The sequence below is a fragment of the Quyinboa mangrovi genome, from assembly GCF_042219825.1.
Classification (GTDB): domain Bacteria; phylum Bacteroidota; class Bacteroidia; order Bacteroidales; family UBA5342; genus JBHJHP01.
In genome coordinates, this window is the sequence record NZ_JBHJHQ010000005.1 from 195,652 (window position 1) to 212,163 (window position 16,512).

Genomic DNA, 16,512 nt, shown 5'->3' on the forward strand with positions numbered 1-16,512 from the left:
TATGGCTATCAGTATCCGGATCAGATTTAATAAAATAAATGGTTTAAGGTAACCGAAATCAATCTGCAGTAGTTTTGACCAGCTCGGAAGTTGCTACTGCCTGGATTACAGTTCTCCTCTTTCAAACTTTTCAATCATCTCGCCGGCTATACTTATCAGCGAAGGATGTGCCGGCAAATTATCACGGGTGAACCAGGCAGCCTCGGCAATTTCCTTTTCATCAATTAGTATGGGTTGTGTTTCGTCTGCCTCGGCAATAAATCCAATCATCATTGAACCGGAAAAAGGCCACGGTTGACTTTTATAATAGCGAATGTTCCTAACCTCTATTCCGACCTCTTCTTTTACTTCACGTACAACCGTGCCTTCGAGGGTTTCTCCAATATCAGCATAGCCTGCAATTAACGAATACCAGCTTCCCGGGAAATTAGTATTGCGCGCGAGCAGTATTTTATCATTGCTGAGAATCGCCACAATGATAGCGGGTGAAATTTTAGGATAAACAACAGTTCCGCATTCAGGACAAAACAATGCTCTTTCTTCTTTTTTATGTTGTGTTTTCGACCCACAATTTCCACAAAACAGGTTTTGCTCATACCAGTTCCTGAGTTGAAATGCAGCTAAACTTACCCAGGCAATCTCCTGCTGACTGATTCGCCTGAAAAAGCTTATCTCATTGTAGACCAGACCAGGATCCTTCAAAGCAATATCACCTGTTAATAAAAAACATGGCGTTTCATCGAACGAAAACAAAAAGGTCGAACTCACCTGATCCTTTTTTAAAGATATATCTCTAATTTTCGGCAGTTCATTTTCATCCCCGTTCATTTTAAGTAAAAGATCATTCCCAGTAAAATGAAGCACAAAGCTTTCTTCATTTAATTTCTGATCAGGGAGATACTGGTTTTCAAAACGGTGCGGAAAAATATCCTGAATCATACATTTGTCTTTGGAAGCGCTAAATTACTTAGAATATTGGTTTATTTACAAAATTAAAAGTGATTAACAGTTTTATAGTTCATACAACGAATGACAGGTTTAAGGATTTTGCTAATTTCCAAAACTCTATCTTACATGAACTTCTTTGTTTTTCCGAAAACAATATTATCTTTAGAGGTAAATCTTAATCAGGTCTGTTTATACTGTAAAAAGGGATCTCAATTCACCTGCAAAACAATGTACATATGATTAAAAAACCTTTCATGCTATTTCTGTTATGCATAACAATGTTCCCTGCCTTTGCCGGAAATGAAGAACTTTACAATATCCTGGAGCAGGAATTCAACCGTGAATTTAATGAATTCAGGGATGCAGACAGTAACTTATATTACATGGATTACAGGGTTGATGTGGTAAAAGCTTTCAGCTTTAGTTCCGCATTTGGCTATTTGACCGGCGATGACACAAATGAAATTTCTTACTGTACAGTTTCAATGCGCTATGGAAATCATGAATTCGACAATTCGCATTTATTAAAAGGCGAAAGGCGCAGTTCAAATACGACTGCCTTCCTGATCCCTATGAACAGTTCCGAAGCAATCCGTCAGACAATCTGGTTCAATACCTGTAAACTCTTCGACAGGGTTAAAACGGATTATGTTCAGTTAAAAAACACCATGAAAGCAGAAGATATTAGTATGCAGAATGATTTTTCAGTTGAGCCTTCCAGTGTTTATATTGAACCAGAAAAAGATATCCCGTTTCCTGAAAATCAGCAGGACATCTGGAAATCCAGAATTGTAAGATACAGTGAACCATTTAGTGAAAGTGACAATATTGTTGCCGGCAATATATCACTGGATTTTCTGGATCGCAGAACCTATTATTTGAATTCTGAAGGCAGCCGGATCGTTCAAAACAACTCCACCGCCATGCTTAACATTATGGGTGTTATAAAATCAGAGGATGGCGATTACACGCCCTATCAACGGAATTTTATTGCCGAATCGACCGACAAACTTCCCTCTGATGAAGAGTTGATGGTTGCTGCTGCAGAGGTGAAGGATATGTTGCTAAAACTGAATAAAGCGCCTTTAGCGGACCCTTATGCAGGACCAGTTATCATGTCGCCCATGGCATCTGGCGTTTTCTTTCACGAAATTTTCGGTCACCGGCTTGAAGGTCACCGCCTAAAAGATGAAAACAACGGTAATACTTTTAAAGACAAACTGAACAAGCTGGTTCTTCCCAAAAGTTTCAATGTTTATTTTGATCCGACGGAAACATACCTCAACAATATGTATCTCAATGGTCATTATGTGTATGATGATGAAGGAATAAAGGCAAGACGGGTAGATGTAATTGAAAACGGAATACTAACAACATTTTTAATGAACCGAACACCTGCACCGGGTCTCCCTCATAGTAACGGACACGGAAGGGCTTCAGCGGGACAGGCACCTGTAGCACGGCAGTCCAACATGTTCATTGAATCGACCAAACCCCTTAACGAAAAGAAACTGAAAAACAAACTCATTAAAGAATGTAAAAAACAACACAAGACGTATGGGTATTACATTAAAACGGTTTCCGGCGGATTTACCAACAACAGCCGTTATACGCCAAATGTATTCAATATAACCCCAACCGAGGTTTACAGGATTTATGCTGACGGACGACCAGATGAGCTTGTCCGCGGCGTAAACTTTATTGGAACACCCTTAGCTATGTTTTCAGAAATTACGGCAGCAGGAGAAAGGCAGGACATCTTTAACGGCTTCTGTGGAGCCGAGTCGGGTTCAGTTCCTGTTACAACCATAGCTCCTGCTCTTTTCATTAAAAAAGTTGAAACTCAACGGAGTGCACAAACCTTCTCAAAACCCGTTATTCTACCATCACCCAAAACCGCTAAACAGAATTGATCATGAACTCAGTTATCACAAGAAACAAAATATACCAGATGTTTAGTGCAAGAATTCTACTGATATATGCCTTCATTTTTTCAACATCTGTTGCACTGAAGGCAGAATATAATGATACGATTTTGAAAGCCATGAGCGACGAACTTAACCGGAATATAAACGAACTGGTTTACAAGGATTTTGAGCGACCGTTTTATATTGCCTATTCCATTTATGATATAAATGTTGAACGTTATTCTTATTCGTTGGGAGGCAAAAACATGACGAACTCCGACAGAGGGATAACCGGGGCAGTCCGTGTAATGATCGGGGATTATGACCTGACGGATGAAAATTACAACGACCAGGCAGGCCGGGTCATGCGAAATAACGAATACATGCCACTTCCGATTGATCCTGACTATGATGGTATCAGACGATATCTTTGGAAAGCTACGGATAATGTCTATAAAAGTGCTGCCGAAACCTACAAAAACAAGGTGGCTGCCATGAAGCGACAAAACATGACGGTGGATGATCTGCCGGCACTGGATTTCTCTAAGGAAACACCACGGGAGTATATTATAAAAGAGACTCAAAAGCCTTCGAAAACTATAGATCTTAACCAGCTCACCAAAGAACTCAGCAAAGTATTTCTTTCGTATCCCGATATTATAGGGTCGCATGTTTACATATCCAAAACCAATCTTTACCGCTATTATATTAATTCTGAAGGAACCCGGCTTGCCGTTCCTGAAGGGATGATAACGTTGTCGGTTTCCGGATCAGCTTATAATAAATACAATGATCTGATCAGCGAAGATCTGTCGCTGGAAGCATTGAATGAAGATGGTATTCCACCTGCCGACACGCTGAAAAGTTACATCCGGACCTTTGCCCGGAATCTGATGAAACGGTGTGATATGGAAAACTGGGATGATACGTATACTGGACCCGTATTATTTGAGAATCAAGCCGTTTGTAATGTGGTGCTCAGCGATTTGTTTTCATCCGGTAACGGCCTGGTTGCCTCACGTGATGAGTTGGTCAATAATTCGTATCGCGGCATTTACCTCGAAAACTCCAATACGCTGGAAAAACGCATGGGTAAAAAAGTCATGTCTGATCTGATATCGGTTTATGACATTCCTTCTTTGAAAAGCTACAATAATGTTCCACTAATGGGCTATTATTGTGTAGATAATGAAGGTGTGATGCCCAAAGATACATTGCCACTGATAGAATCAGGCATATTAAAATCGTTACTAACCGACCGCATACCCATAAAAAGCATTCCTTATTCAACCGGGCATTCACGCTCCGCCATTGGAAACGGAAGTGTTTCCACCACCGTTGGCCCCGGTAATGTGTTCTTAAAAAGCAATGCGGCTTTGAGTGAATCGAAACTAAAGAAAAAACTGATAGACATGGCTACGGACGAGGGACTGGATTATGCAATTATTCTGCGTCCGGCTATAAAAGGCAGTCTGGCCAGCCCTATAAATGTGTTTAAAGTGGATATAAAAACCGGTAAAGAAACCCGCATAACAGGTGTTAACCAAGGTATTTCAGATTTTGATGTCATGAAAGATATTGTGGCCACATCCGATCATAATGTGGTTTTAAATACCAGCCAGATAGGCGGAAGCGCTACATCGTACATTTACCCCGATGCTGTTTTAGTTGAAGATTATGAACTCAACAGCATTAACCAGACACTGATGAAGAAGCCGCCAGTAATACCAAATCCGTTGAAAGAATAAGAGTTATAGAAATATTTAGAATATTAGAAAAAAGAGAATCTTTAGTACAACTATCTATAATCTAAAAGTGCATCACATACGATAAATATTATCCTTTACTTATAGAACACCCTTTATTACCAACCGCGAGTAAAAATAACAACGAGGTTCAATTTTTATTATCTTTGATAGTCCTGTAAATTTTTTATTTAAATCTAAATTGCTATGAACGATAACAATATTCCAAATTATTTTAATCTATCTCCATCTCTAGACGTTAATGAACATATTTATTTTGATGCTCTAAAAGAAAAATTAAATGATAACACTGTAAAAAATATTGCCGTTACAGGCCCTTATGGTTCAGGTAAAAGTTCTATTCTTGATTCTTTTTTTGAAAAAAACAAACAATATAACTACTTAAAAATATCATTAGCGAACTATTGCGAATCAAAAGAAGAATTTGATAAAAATGATGAGAAAATAATAGAAGAACACATCTTGCAGCAATTGTTCTATCAACTAAATGATAACAGGATTCCTTTTTCAACTTTTAAGAAAATTGGCCATTTAAATCAAAGATCACAATTTAAGATAACTCTATTCAGTTTGATTTGGTTATTCGCTACAGCTTTCATGCCTTGGGTTATTAAATTAATATACAGTAATTTACAAATTCTGAATACTATAAAAATTAGTGAAATATGGAAACTAATTTATTGGCCCAGCACACTAGTGAATATCATAATTTTACTTATTTTCTGGACTGGTTTGTTCTATATATTAAAAGATATATTGAGGATTAAACAAAAAGGGCAATTAAAAAAAATTGCAATGAAATCTGCTCAGGTTGAATTAGCAGAGGATTCAGCATTAAATAAACATATTGATGAAATAATTTATTTTTTTGAAGCTACTACATTTCAATTTGTTGTTATAGAAGATTTGGATCGTTTCAATAGCACAACACTATTTTCAAAACTTCGGGAAGTAAATTTATTGATTAATAATTCTCCTAAAGTATTTCAAAAAGTGGGATTTATTTACGCAGTTAAAGACGACATTTTTAAAGATAATTTTAACAGAACCAAGTTCTTTGACTTTATACTTCCTATTGTTCCTGTAATAAACACAACAAATTCTGGCGATAAATTACGCTTATATCTGAGGAATGAAACATCAATACCTCAAAGTTATATTAATGATATCAGTCTTTATATTCATGATTTAAGATTATTAAAGAATATGGTTAATGAATATAGAATTTATGATGGAATAATTAATAAAGATCAAATGAAAAAGGGTGTTTTTCTCTTTAGCATAATTTTATATAAAAACCTTTTCCCTGAAGAGTTTAGTAAAGATCATCATAATGAAGGATTGCTTTATAATACATTCAAAGTAAACAAAATATCCTTTTCTGAAAAAATTATTGAGGCAAAAAAAGTACTTCTTGAAAATTCTGAAAATGAAAAAGAAGAAATTTTAAATGAATCAGTTCAAACTGAAATAAAACTTAGAGGAGAATATATTTTAGAAATATTGAAAACATACTCAAATATTAAAAATATTTGTGGTGAATCGATATCAAAAATGATTGAAGATAATAAAAGTTTTGAAAAACTTTTAGGAGATAGCCCCTACTATAATTCAACATACTACGACATAAATTTTGATGAGATAGAAAATAATGTAAACTCAAAAAAAAATTACGCTGAACGTTTAGGCTTAATTCAAAAACGAAAAAATGGGAGGAACGAAGAATTAACTTTAAAAATTGCAAAAATAAAAAAGGAATTAAACCAACTTCAACGGCAGAAGCTTGCATCATTATTAAAAACCTCCAGTAAAGATAATAATCCTGTTGAGCTCATTTTTGGTAAAAACTTGAAAGAAATAAAACAAAAGCATAGATTATTGGCTCTTCTCATACGCAAAGGTTATATTGAAGAAAACTATCAGTTATACATTTCTCACTTTTATGAAGGGGCACTTAGTTTAAAGGATTTTGAATATCTTCTAAATGTGAAGAACAATGAAGGAAATAATTTCAATACTGAAATAGATAATAAAAATGAAGTTTTATCAAGGATAACAGATGATGAATATGAATACGAATCTACCCTTAATAAATTTTTGATAGTATATCTTTTAAAAAGTACTGGTTTTAAAGAAGATAAAAGATTGGAGTTGTTGCTTGAGCAGTTCAAAGTTCACTCTGATTCATTTGAAAACTATATTTCACCGCTTATCGTATATCTAAAAGAGACTTCAAAAGAATATAAAAGGTTTATCGAACTTTTAGTGGAAAAATATTATCCCGAGTTATGGAAAGCTATCGAACTTCAAAATTATGATATTTCAACAAAAGATAATCTTTTGAAATCTCTTCTTTTCCTATCAGAGAATAACATAAAGGCATTACATAATACTTCTGAAGATAATAGTTTAAAAAACTATTTGGAGAAAAAATCAGATTTTATAGAAGTATTTGATTCAATGACATATAAGCTTGGAATTTTTAAGCTTATCAAAGCATTAGAACTAAAATTCTGTAATTTAAAATTCAAACGATATCAGGGAAACAAGATATTCGATTATATCTATGAAAATAATCACTATGAACTTAATGAAAGTATGCTATACTTAATGCTATTTAATAACTATGAGTTAGGTGATGACAGCTTTAAAGAATGTTTTAATACACGAAATTATACTTGTATACTTGAATCTGAAGACGATATATTAAAAGATTACATTCTTGATAATTTTCATGAATATGTAGAAAAAATATATCTAAAGTTAAATAAAGTTCAAATAGAGAGTGAAGATGCTCTTTACTCTTTTTGCGAATTATTAAATGTTGAAGAAGATGTTGAACTTTTAATTAATGTATTAAATAAAACAACTACTCTAATAAATGACATAGATACTATAAATAATAAAGAAATTTGGTCATTATTATTCACAACTGGTCATATACAACCTAAATGGGTAAATTTTGTAAAATACATTTTATATAACGAAAATAAATTAGACATTATCATTATTGAATGGCTTAACAGGAAAGAAGTTTATGAAGAATTAAAGCAAAGCCACTTTAAAAATGAAATAAATTCCCTATTGAGCGAAGATGATATAGTAATTTTAATTAAAAATCTTACTGAATCTAAAAAATTAAGTATAGACGCTTATACAATTATAATTAAAGTTCTACCAGATAAATTATATAATATTGATCTAAAATCCTTATCATATGAAAAAATATCTATACTGATTCAAAATCAAAAACTTGTTTATAACGAAAATAATTATGACCAGTTACTTCTTATGGAATTATATGATTTATTATCAGAATTTACAATTAATAACTTCATAAGATTCAAGGTTTATTATAACGATTTTGAATATAATATAGATTTACATATTGCTCTTTTTGAATCTACTAGATTGAATATAAGAGATAAGAAAGCGTTAATTAGAAAAATAGATAATGTTAATTTAGAGAATACTCAGATATCCAATTCAGTTGGCAAAATTTTATTTAAATCGAAAGAAAAAATTGTAAAAAAGAATAGACTTTTAATTGTTATAACAAACTGTGCTAACCTTGAATTAAAACTGAAACTCTTCAATAAATTTTTCACTGAATTTGATTTTTCTGATATAGACAAAATTCTGATAAGTTTGGGTGGTGTATATCGAAAGGCAAGGGTCAAAAGGAAAAGACCCCAATGGAAGAAAAACAGAATAAACATAGCCTTAGCTAACAATCTGTTAGCTATTGGATATTTTCATAAAATTAAAATTGAAGATGATAAAATTAAAATTGTTGTAAGATATAGTTAATTACTTAAAAAAATGGTGGTGAATATTTCCATAATTTTAAAGCTATTTCTTAAAAGTTTTATTTCAGTTTTTCAAAATGGAGAGATAGTTTTACAAAAAATTATATATTTGCATCGCAAAACTTTTAAGGGGGCTATAGCTCAGTTGGCTAGAGTGCTTGACTGGCAGTCAAGAGGTCACGGGTTCGACTCCCGTTAGCTCCACCAGAGAGGAAATTCGATAAGGATTTCCTCTTTTTTATGCTTCTATTTTAATTCTGCAATTCAGATGAGTTTGGAAGTCTGAGATTGTAACAAGATAGTAAAATTGATAATAGCAAATCAGCATTGGCATGTGTGTTCCAATACAAATTAAATAGTGAGTTAAATTCTCGCTAGATTCAGAGCAAAAAAACATAGCAACGTACTCAGAATTAACCAAGATTTATGGTACGAATTAATCCTTTACACAACGAACTGAAAGACCATCATCCAGGTAATGAGTATCCCAGTAAACACCAATGTAATCGTTGACCAAACTCCGATGCCACGCACTTGAAGCATTGTCCATGGTAGCGCTCCACCAGTAGCCATGGTTGCCAATTGTCAGGAATGAACCATTCAGATAACGAATTCCACCGGGAAGGGCTGTAAAATTGCTTTCATTGTTAGCTCCAGTATTTGGATTGTCCCAATGTTCAATTCCGGTTTCTTTCATTTTATATCCTGCAACATCCACTCCTCCCAGATAATCAATTAATTCTTCCCACTCAGCATCGCTTGGTAAATGCCAGCCTGTAGGACATACACCCTTAACTCCGCTTGGATTATCAGTGCTGCTGGCAAATCCTTCCATAGCTGCGGTCCAATTATATAAAACTCCATAAATACCATAATTTGTTGTAGCTTTTGCATCTTCTACAGAAGTCCCATCATAACCATATACATAATAATATGAAGTTGTTTCTGATCCTGTTTCTGGTCCTGTAACACTTGGCAAGTATTTTAAGTTTTCTGCCATCCACACTTGATTGCCTATAGTTACGATTCGGTAAACATAACCATCTCTTGAATCAGTAAAAGTGTTATCTGATATATTAAAAGGCTGATAAAATATTATACTGTCAACCTGATTATGGACATTGTATTTACCTACAACAACACCCGATCTCATCACATACATTGTATCGTTCTGCGCACTTAAAGAAAATAAATTAACAAATAAGACTATATTTAATAATATAACATTTTTCATTCGATATTAATTTTATTTATATTTCATTCCAAATCGATTCTTGCACCTGTAAATATCAATACCTGAAAGCATTTTATAATATTTTCACTTGAACTTACTGATTTGAGGAATCTGTATTTATTGTCATAATTATCAATTGATCTTTCACACACCTGATATTATATCCAGATGATTTGGCACTTTTATCTATTTGTGTTTGAGAACTTGTATAATTAAGCGAAATGCTATATGCCTCAGAATCTGATGCCGGAGTACTGGTCCAAAAAGAAGCTGAAGTACCATCTGATGGGATAAGTTTTCCAAGCAAGTTTATTGATCCCCTGGGTAATGCAGCAAATTCAAATGGATCAGTTCCTGTCCAATCTCGAAAGAATCCCCCAGCAGGGAAATTTGTATCTTGTACCCATTCTTTCCAACCATATTTTGATTTTAATGCATTACCTTCCTTACCATTATAACCACTATTGCTTAAATAATAAATCAATTCATTCCATTCTGCTACACTTGGGATATGGAATCCGGATGGACAAGCTCCGAGTACTTCTATACTATTCGATGCATCTGCAAATCCATCAACAGCAGCTGAGTAGGTATAATAATCAAGATAATATGCTTTATCTTCGTTATTATCCTGTAAACTGCCCCATGAATCTCCTGGCTCTTTTTTAGGAATTGGCGAGTATATGCTGACAGGATATTGTGTAGCCTTTAGGTTTTCAGCCATCCAAATTTGATTTCCAATCCTGACTGTTTTGTATACATTTCCATCAAAATCTGTTGCAGGGGTTGGAAAGGTTGTAAAGCTTTTTACTTTAGAATAGGTTGTACCTATTTTATTCGTGGCAAAAGCTTTATAATAATAAGTAACTTCGGGTTGCAGAGACGAGAATTTGTAACTGAAGGAACCAGAACCTGACACCACAAAAATTTTAGTTCCGGATCCATTTGCAAAGCCTTTTGTAGTGCTGTATTCAAATCCGTATTCAGTCACATCTTCAAACCCGGTTTCTGTAACATTTGCGGTTATTAAGGCACTATTATGTTCCACATCCGATGCTTCATATACTTCAATAACAGGGGCATAAGAATTGCTATTTTTAATGCATCTAACGGGTAGTCCTGTAGACTTTTGTTTTGGATTATATTCAATTTTATAATTATATCCGTAAATAGTAATTGATTTGCCATACTTTTCATTAAACTCATTCTCACCACTGTTCCACCATAAGCCATCATTACCAGAATAATTATACCCTCCGGTAGGTAATGCGAAAAAACCATAAGTGTCATTACCATTTATGTCCTTCCAGCCACTAGCTGCTTTTATAGATAATGAAGGGCTATTCCCATTATTTTGAATGAAAGAGAATAATTCTTGCCATTCATTTTCTGAAGGTAGGTGCCAACCATCCGGGCACACTCCCTGTGCAGATTTATTTAAATTTTCTCCGTTTGTTGCAGCAGCAAAAGTATAATAGGCTCCATGCAAATCTTTTATCTGAGGATAACTCTCAAAATGTAAATTGTAAGTATAAGCCTTATCAGTATTGTTATCCTCCAGAGCTAACCATTTCTGTTCATCTTGTATTAATTCAATAGGTGTTCCATCTGAAAATTTTGTAGCCCTTAAATTCTCAGCCATCCAAATCTGATTTCCAATTTTGACAGTATTATATGTATTCCCATCTACATCAGAAACGTTTCCATGATATGCTATTTTTTTTCGGGTAGAAAAATTTTTAGTATTACCATAATACTCTCCTGCTATTGTTTTTGCATAAGATCTAAAATAATATTTGGTATTTTCTGATAGATTAGTAACTAGAGAGTTGTATGATCCTTTCCCTATATCATTATGTATAACTCTGTTTATTTTACCAGAAGCGAATGTGGCATCTGTTGAATAATCGAACCCTTTTTCTACGACTGCATAATCATTTTCTTGTGAGACTATCCCTTCTAAGTATGCTTCTGTTGAATTATAGCTTAAAGCAAAATTTGTATTTATGTATGGTCCTGTAGGAGGATAACCTACGCCATCCAGTAATAAATCAATAAAATTCTTTGCGGCAGTTTTCATTGCATCGAAGTCATTCCCCAATGAGCTACTACCATCTAAAATTAACAAAACTAAAGCACTCGAATTAAACTGTTCTTCACGTGTACTTGTATTTATGTTCTGTGACGGATCAAATTCTGAGTTTACCTGCCACAATCCGTTGGATTCGATAAAAGCCCATTGTTTTATAACGGATGCTTCTATTTTATCACCTGTTGAAGTAATTATATTTTTAAATGAAAATGTAAGGTTAATCCCTGCTAAAGTACCCTGAATTGATACGCCGGACGTACTTGTGACTCCCTGATATAAGATATTCTCTAAAATAAAATTTGTTCCATCATAATTCATAACACCTTCAATATAAGCATTTGATAAACTTCCATCCGATATGTTGTCAAAAGTGAAACGCACCTTAGTTCCGGGACTTTGTGCTGGCAATGTAAGGTCCATATCATAAATGTATCTGGTGATCTTATTAGAGATAGATAATGAGTTAGCTATATCTGAAAATGTCTGATTTAAGTTCGCAATATTCGTTATTTCATAGACCTTATCTTCTGAACTGGCCAATTGTTTTAAATTATTGGTGAATGAGTTTACGTCACTAACATCATTACCCCTTAATCCAACAGTATAGGAATCAACAGGCAGATTATGGATGTTTGTTCTTCTGACTTTTTCCCCAAGGCTGTCAAGAAATTCTTCGGATGAAGCATACTCGTTAATATGTAATACCCATGAACCCTGGTCTAATCCATCTGTAAATGTTATTATGGATACATTGGATAAATCAAAAGGAGAACAATATTGTTCTACCTTTTTTAACCCTTCATCAACACTATGGTACAGAAGTGTCCCGTTTCCGGGACTTAAATTATCAATGAATTTCTTAAATTCATAACTATCGCTCTTATAAACCGGTCCAATAATCCCTTTATCATATACCTGATCATTAAATCCCATTACTCCCAAATGTAATCCTGAATAAGAAGAACAATTCTGAACATTGAAAAAATTAATCTCGCTGATCCTGTTTGCTGAAACCAAAAATTGATCACCACTTTTAGATGTAAATGTCAGGCTGTGATTTCCCTTATTGCTAATTTTAAAATCCTTAATATCATCTGAAAAATAATATTTATTGATTCCGTCTTTTAACTGGATTCTCATTACTTCCTCCTGAGAGAATATCTGAATGGAATATAATAAGACAAATAGTATTAGGTTAATCTTTTTCATAAGTAATTAGTTCTTAATAAATTTTTCAGTAAACCCATGATCCTTACCTTGTATACGAAGAAAATAGAATCCTGACTTTAAGTGTCCTATATCGATAGTAATTAAGTTTGATGAATGTGTGACACTAATAATATCTTTCAAAATCTCCTTCCCCTGGGCATCATAAATGGTAATAAGTGGTGAGTTTTCATTTGTCTGCTGATAATTAATATTAAGCAATTTTGTGGCAGGAACCGGGAACAAATGAGTATCTCCCGTTTCTTCCTTAAATCTAATTTCAGTTACTACGTTGTTGGAAAAACTTACAAGTTTGATATCGTTCAGTAATATCATTACTTCAGATCCTTCTTTAAATGATAACCTGATATTTTCAGATGGGAAAGTGATCTTGTTAATATTTCCCAAAGTATAAGTTGAGGATTCACCTGATAATTTTTCAATTACAATGTTTGATTGTCCCATGGCAAGTGAAGGAAACAATGCTAAACTTATTAAGGTAATCAGATAGGGAAAGTAGCTATGAAGTTTTCTCATAATACGTTATATTAATATAGATCTAATTAAAATAACACAACTAACCTGTATTGTGTTCATACTCATTTGTATGAAGTTGGAACTGAAAAATTAAGGGATTAATCAATATAAGAATTGAATTCAATCATAACTAATTTTACGTGTATATGATTCTGTTATTTATAATGATTCTGAACAATACTTAAAGATTAAACGTTTAAAATTATTATCACTATAACATTAATAATCAATATATCATCCATGAAAAATCTTTTATTGATAGTGTTTCTAAGCCTTATAGTATTCAGCATAAGTTGCGAAAAAAAAGCAGACGAACATAAGATTGGTGATGAATTGCTGGTAAAGCTGGATGAAGATGGGAATGAAGAATATTATATAGAAGCTTGTGATGAAATGAATATTGATACAACTTTTATAGAAGGAGACGTATCCATTTATATAACTTTTTCCGGCTGTGATAAATCATTTAAATACTTTGTTAAAGCAGACTGGTATTATAACTGCTATCCTGTATATGATTACTGGGGGTATTATTTATATGATGATTGTTACTGGGAATATGAAGCGAAATTTGACATTGACAAAGATTCCTTGATAGTGAATTAATTTTCAATAATATAATTAGTTAAGTACTTCTTTTAAAACAGGAATACATGTTTAAAAATTCTATTTTAGTTTTAATTCTTCTCATTCTAACTTCATGTAATGTAGATAATTGGTTTTCTCCAAACGAAGAATTAAACCCAGAACTGGAAATATCATCCGGTGCACCAGGCACGATAGTAAGTATAACAAATTTGGAAGGACTTGAAGATGATTCTTTTTCAGGATATATAGATGATGTTACCTTAGAAATGCGTCAGTTAAACAGTTCGTTATGTTTTGTTGTCCCTGATTTGACTCCTGGTTCATATCTGATTAATTTGGAAATTAACAATAAGAACTATGATCTAGATTTTAATGTTCTGGATAAAATTGTTGTTGAAAATCCTGTTGACTATATAAATGAATTCCAGGAACAGGTCAATATTGAATTTGCACTGGGTTTTGAACTGAAAGATTCTCTTGTAAAATCTGGCATATTGGATTCCGGTAAAATTTACTCTGATTCAGTTTTTTGGAGTGTGTTAAATAAAAGGTCTGTGGATGAATTAAGTAAAATGACTGCGGATCAAAAGCAACAACTGGCTGATATTCTGGCTGCAAACAGTTCCTGGATCAATGAAATTTCCAATCTTTTACCGGTTAGTTCAAATTCCCTTAAATCAACATCGGTATCCGGGTGTGAGGATTTAAGACATGAAGGATTGAGGGCCAATGCAAACAAGGAATTATTCAGAGCCATAAAAATTGCAATTGATTACAAATGGTGCCAGGCAAGGCAATTTGTAGACGCGAAAACAGATAATCTCATTAGCAAATCTATTCTGTTATGGGAAAATACTGAGCATCCATGGGCAACGGTTACACTGGCGAATTTAATAGGAAGAAAAATTGATGCGTTAGGAAATAGAATTGCTAACATTGGGAACGATGAATTTGTTGCAGATGACATGGATTCATGGGAAGAATGGAAAAGTCAAAAGTTGAACACCCTGGTGTGGTATAACGGGGAACGTAAAAAGATCTTTACAAAAATAAAGTTCAGGACTCCGTTAAGATCAGATATGAATACATCGGGAACACTTGGAGAATTTGCAACAGCATTTGATAATTTTATTACTGCTTACGACCAATATGCCAATAGCATTAGCAAGGAGTTGGTATGGAGACCGGAATTCAGGACAAGAACCAAAATACTGGACTTCAACAGGAATTTATTTATTCCAACTGACAAAATAAGCAATGATAAGGTTGTATTGGTAAATACTCAGGTAGTTGATGACAACTGGGAGGTAATATTTGCAACAGACGAAGAGGAAGATCAGAGTTTTACCTTTGATCTGGTTTATGACGATGGTGAAGTACAACTGTCAACAACCTTAAATGCAAAAGTTGGAAATAATACACCACCAGATGCAATTCTTAGTGTTGATCCAATTTCAGGATACACGTCAACCATATTTACATTCGATGCCGGTGAAAGTTTTGATGCTCAAAACTCTAACGTGCAACTTAAAGCCAGATGGGACTGGAATAATGATAGTATATGGGATACAGGCTATTCATCCAGTTTATCAGTTAAACATCAATTTTCTGAAGCTGGAAACTATGAAATTAGTGTTGAAATAGTAGATGAGGAAGGTTTGGTATCCACAGATAAAGTTGAAATAAGTGTAACAGACGTTTTTGTCGATTCCAGGGATGGTAATCAGTATGGATATAAAGTTTATGGTGATCAAACATGGATGATTGAAAATTTGGCCTATCTTCCTTCTGTGAATACACCCTTAAAAGATAGTTTATGGGAAAAACACTATTATGTATATGACTATCTAGGTAACAATGTTGATGAAGCAAAAAGCACACAAAATTACCAAACATATGGCGTAATGTACAATATTGCAGCTGTTAAAGATGCATGTCCCTCTGGCTGGCATACACCAACTACTGATGAATGGGAAAAACTGATAAAATATTTGGGGGAAAATGGTTATAATTATAATGAAAGTCAATATTCAGTTGCTAAATCAATGGCATCTACTTCAGGATGGATAAAGCCATCTAATGGTACTTATTTTCAACCGGGAAGCATTGGTTATCAACCTGAATTTAATAACAGTAGCGGATTTAATATTTTGCCAGGAGGATTCTACAATACCAGATTTGAACCATTCGTATTTGATGGACTTGGTACCTCAGCTATATATATAACCTCATTTTACGATATAGATGAATATGAATATCCTATATTGTGGACAGTTACTAATATGTATAATAGACGAATAAAAATTGAATTTCATATATCCCGTATGGGATCATTGATATATTCAAAGATTCCAAGAGAAAATGATGCAGGCTACATCCGTTGTGTAAAAGATTAGAAGCGAATAAAACTATCCAATATTGAAAT

9 protein-coding genes and 1 tRNA gene are annotated in these 16,512 nt (G+C 33.6%); 6 read left to right on the forward strand and 4 right to left on the reverse strand.

Going from position 1 to position 16,512, the window contains the following annotated elements:
- Window positions 1-105: 105 nt before the first annotated feature.
- Window positions 106-939: an NAD(+) diphosphatase gene (nudC, locus tag ACE1ET_RS12160; protein WP_375728682.1), complete on the reverse strand. Its 834-nt coding sequence runs from the start codon at window positions 937-939 to the stop codon at window positions 106-108.
- Window positions 940-1,184: 245 nt separating this feature from the next.
- Between nudC and ACE1ET_RS12165 the strand changes: the two genes are divergently transcribed.
- From ACE1ET_RS12165 to ACE1ET_RS12180, 4 genes are all read left to right on the forward strand, one after another.
- A complete protein-coding gene (locus tag ACE1ET_RS12165) occupies window positions 1,185-2,861 on the forward strand; it encodes a TldD/PmbA family protein (protein WP_375728683.1) in 1,677 nt (558 codons plus the stop codon).
- 2 nt (window positions 2,862-2,863) lie between these two features.
- Complete coding sequence (locus tag ACE1ET_RS12170; RefSeq protein ID WP_375728684.1) at window positions 2,864-4,603, forward strand: metallopeptidase TldD-related protein; 1,740 nt, start codon at window positions 2,864-2,866, stop codon at window positions 4,601-4,603.
- Between the two features lie 204 nt (window positions 4,604-4,807).
- Window positions 4,808-8,431 (forward strand): YobI family P-loop NTPase, encoded by a 3,624-nt coding sequence (locus tag ACE1ET_RS12175; protein WP_375728685.1) that lies wholly within the window; start codon window positions 4,808-4,810, stop codon window positions 8,429-8,431.
- 129 nt (window positions 8,432-8,560) lie between these two features.
- Window positions 8,561-8,637 (forward strand) — tRNA-Ala (locus tag ACE1ET_RS12180).
- A gap of 229 nt (window positions 8,638-8,866) precedes the next feature.
- On the opposite strand, the gene ACE1ET_RS12185 is transcribed toward ACE1ET_RS12180, so the two are convergent.
- The 3 genes from ACE1ET_RS12185 to ACE1ET_RS12195 form a co-directional block, all read right to left on the reverse strand.
- Window positions 8,867-9,664 carry an FISUMP domain-containing protein gene (locus tag ACE1ET_RS12185; RefSeq protein WP_375728686.1) on the reverse strand — a complete coding sequence of 266 codons (798 nt, stop codon included), beginning with the start codon at window positions 9,662-9,664 and terminating at the stop codon, window positions 8,867-8,869.
- Between the two features lie 94 nt (window positions 9,665-9,758).
- On the reverse strand, window positions 9,759-12,965 hold the full coding sequence (locus ACE1ET_RS12190) for an FISUMP domain-containing protein (protein ID WP_375728687.1): 3,207 nt from the start codon (window positions 12,963-12,965) through the stop codon (window positions 9,759-9,761).
- A gap of 6 nt (window positions 12,966-12,971) precedes the next feature.
- Window positions 12,972-13,499 carry a T9SS type A sorting domain-containing protein gene (locus tag ACE1ET_RS12195; RefSeq protein ID WP_375728688.1) on the reverse strand — a complete coding sequence of 176 codons (528 nt, stop codon included), beginning with the start codon at window positions 13,497-13,499 and terminating at the stop codon, window positions 12,972-12,974.
- A 240-nt stretch (window positions 13,500-13,739) separates the two neighbouring features.
- On the opposite strand from ACE1ET_RS12195, the gene ACE1ET_RS12200 reads away from it, so the two are divergent.
- Window positions 13,740-14,105 (forward strand): hypothetical protein, encoded by a 366-nt coding sequence (locus ACE1ET_RS12200; RefSeq protein WP_375728689.1) that lies wholly within the window; start codon window positions 13,740-13,742, stop codon window positions 14,103-14,105.
- A gap of 47 nt (window positions 14,106-14,152) precedes the next feature.
- Window positions 14,153-16,483 carry an FISUMP domain-containing protein gene (locus tag ACE1ET_RS12205; protein ID WP_375728690.1) on the forward strand — a complete coding sequence of 777 codons (2,331 nt, stop codon included), beginning with the start codon at window positions 14,153-14,155 and terminating at the stop codon, window positions 16,481-16,483.
- Window positions 16,484-16,512 lie beyond the last annotated feature (29 nt).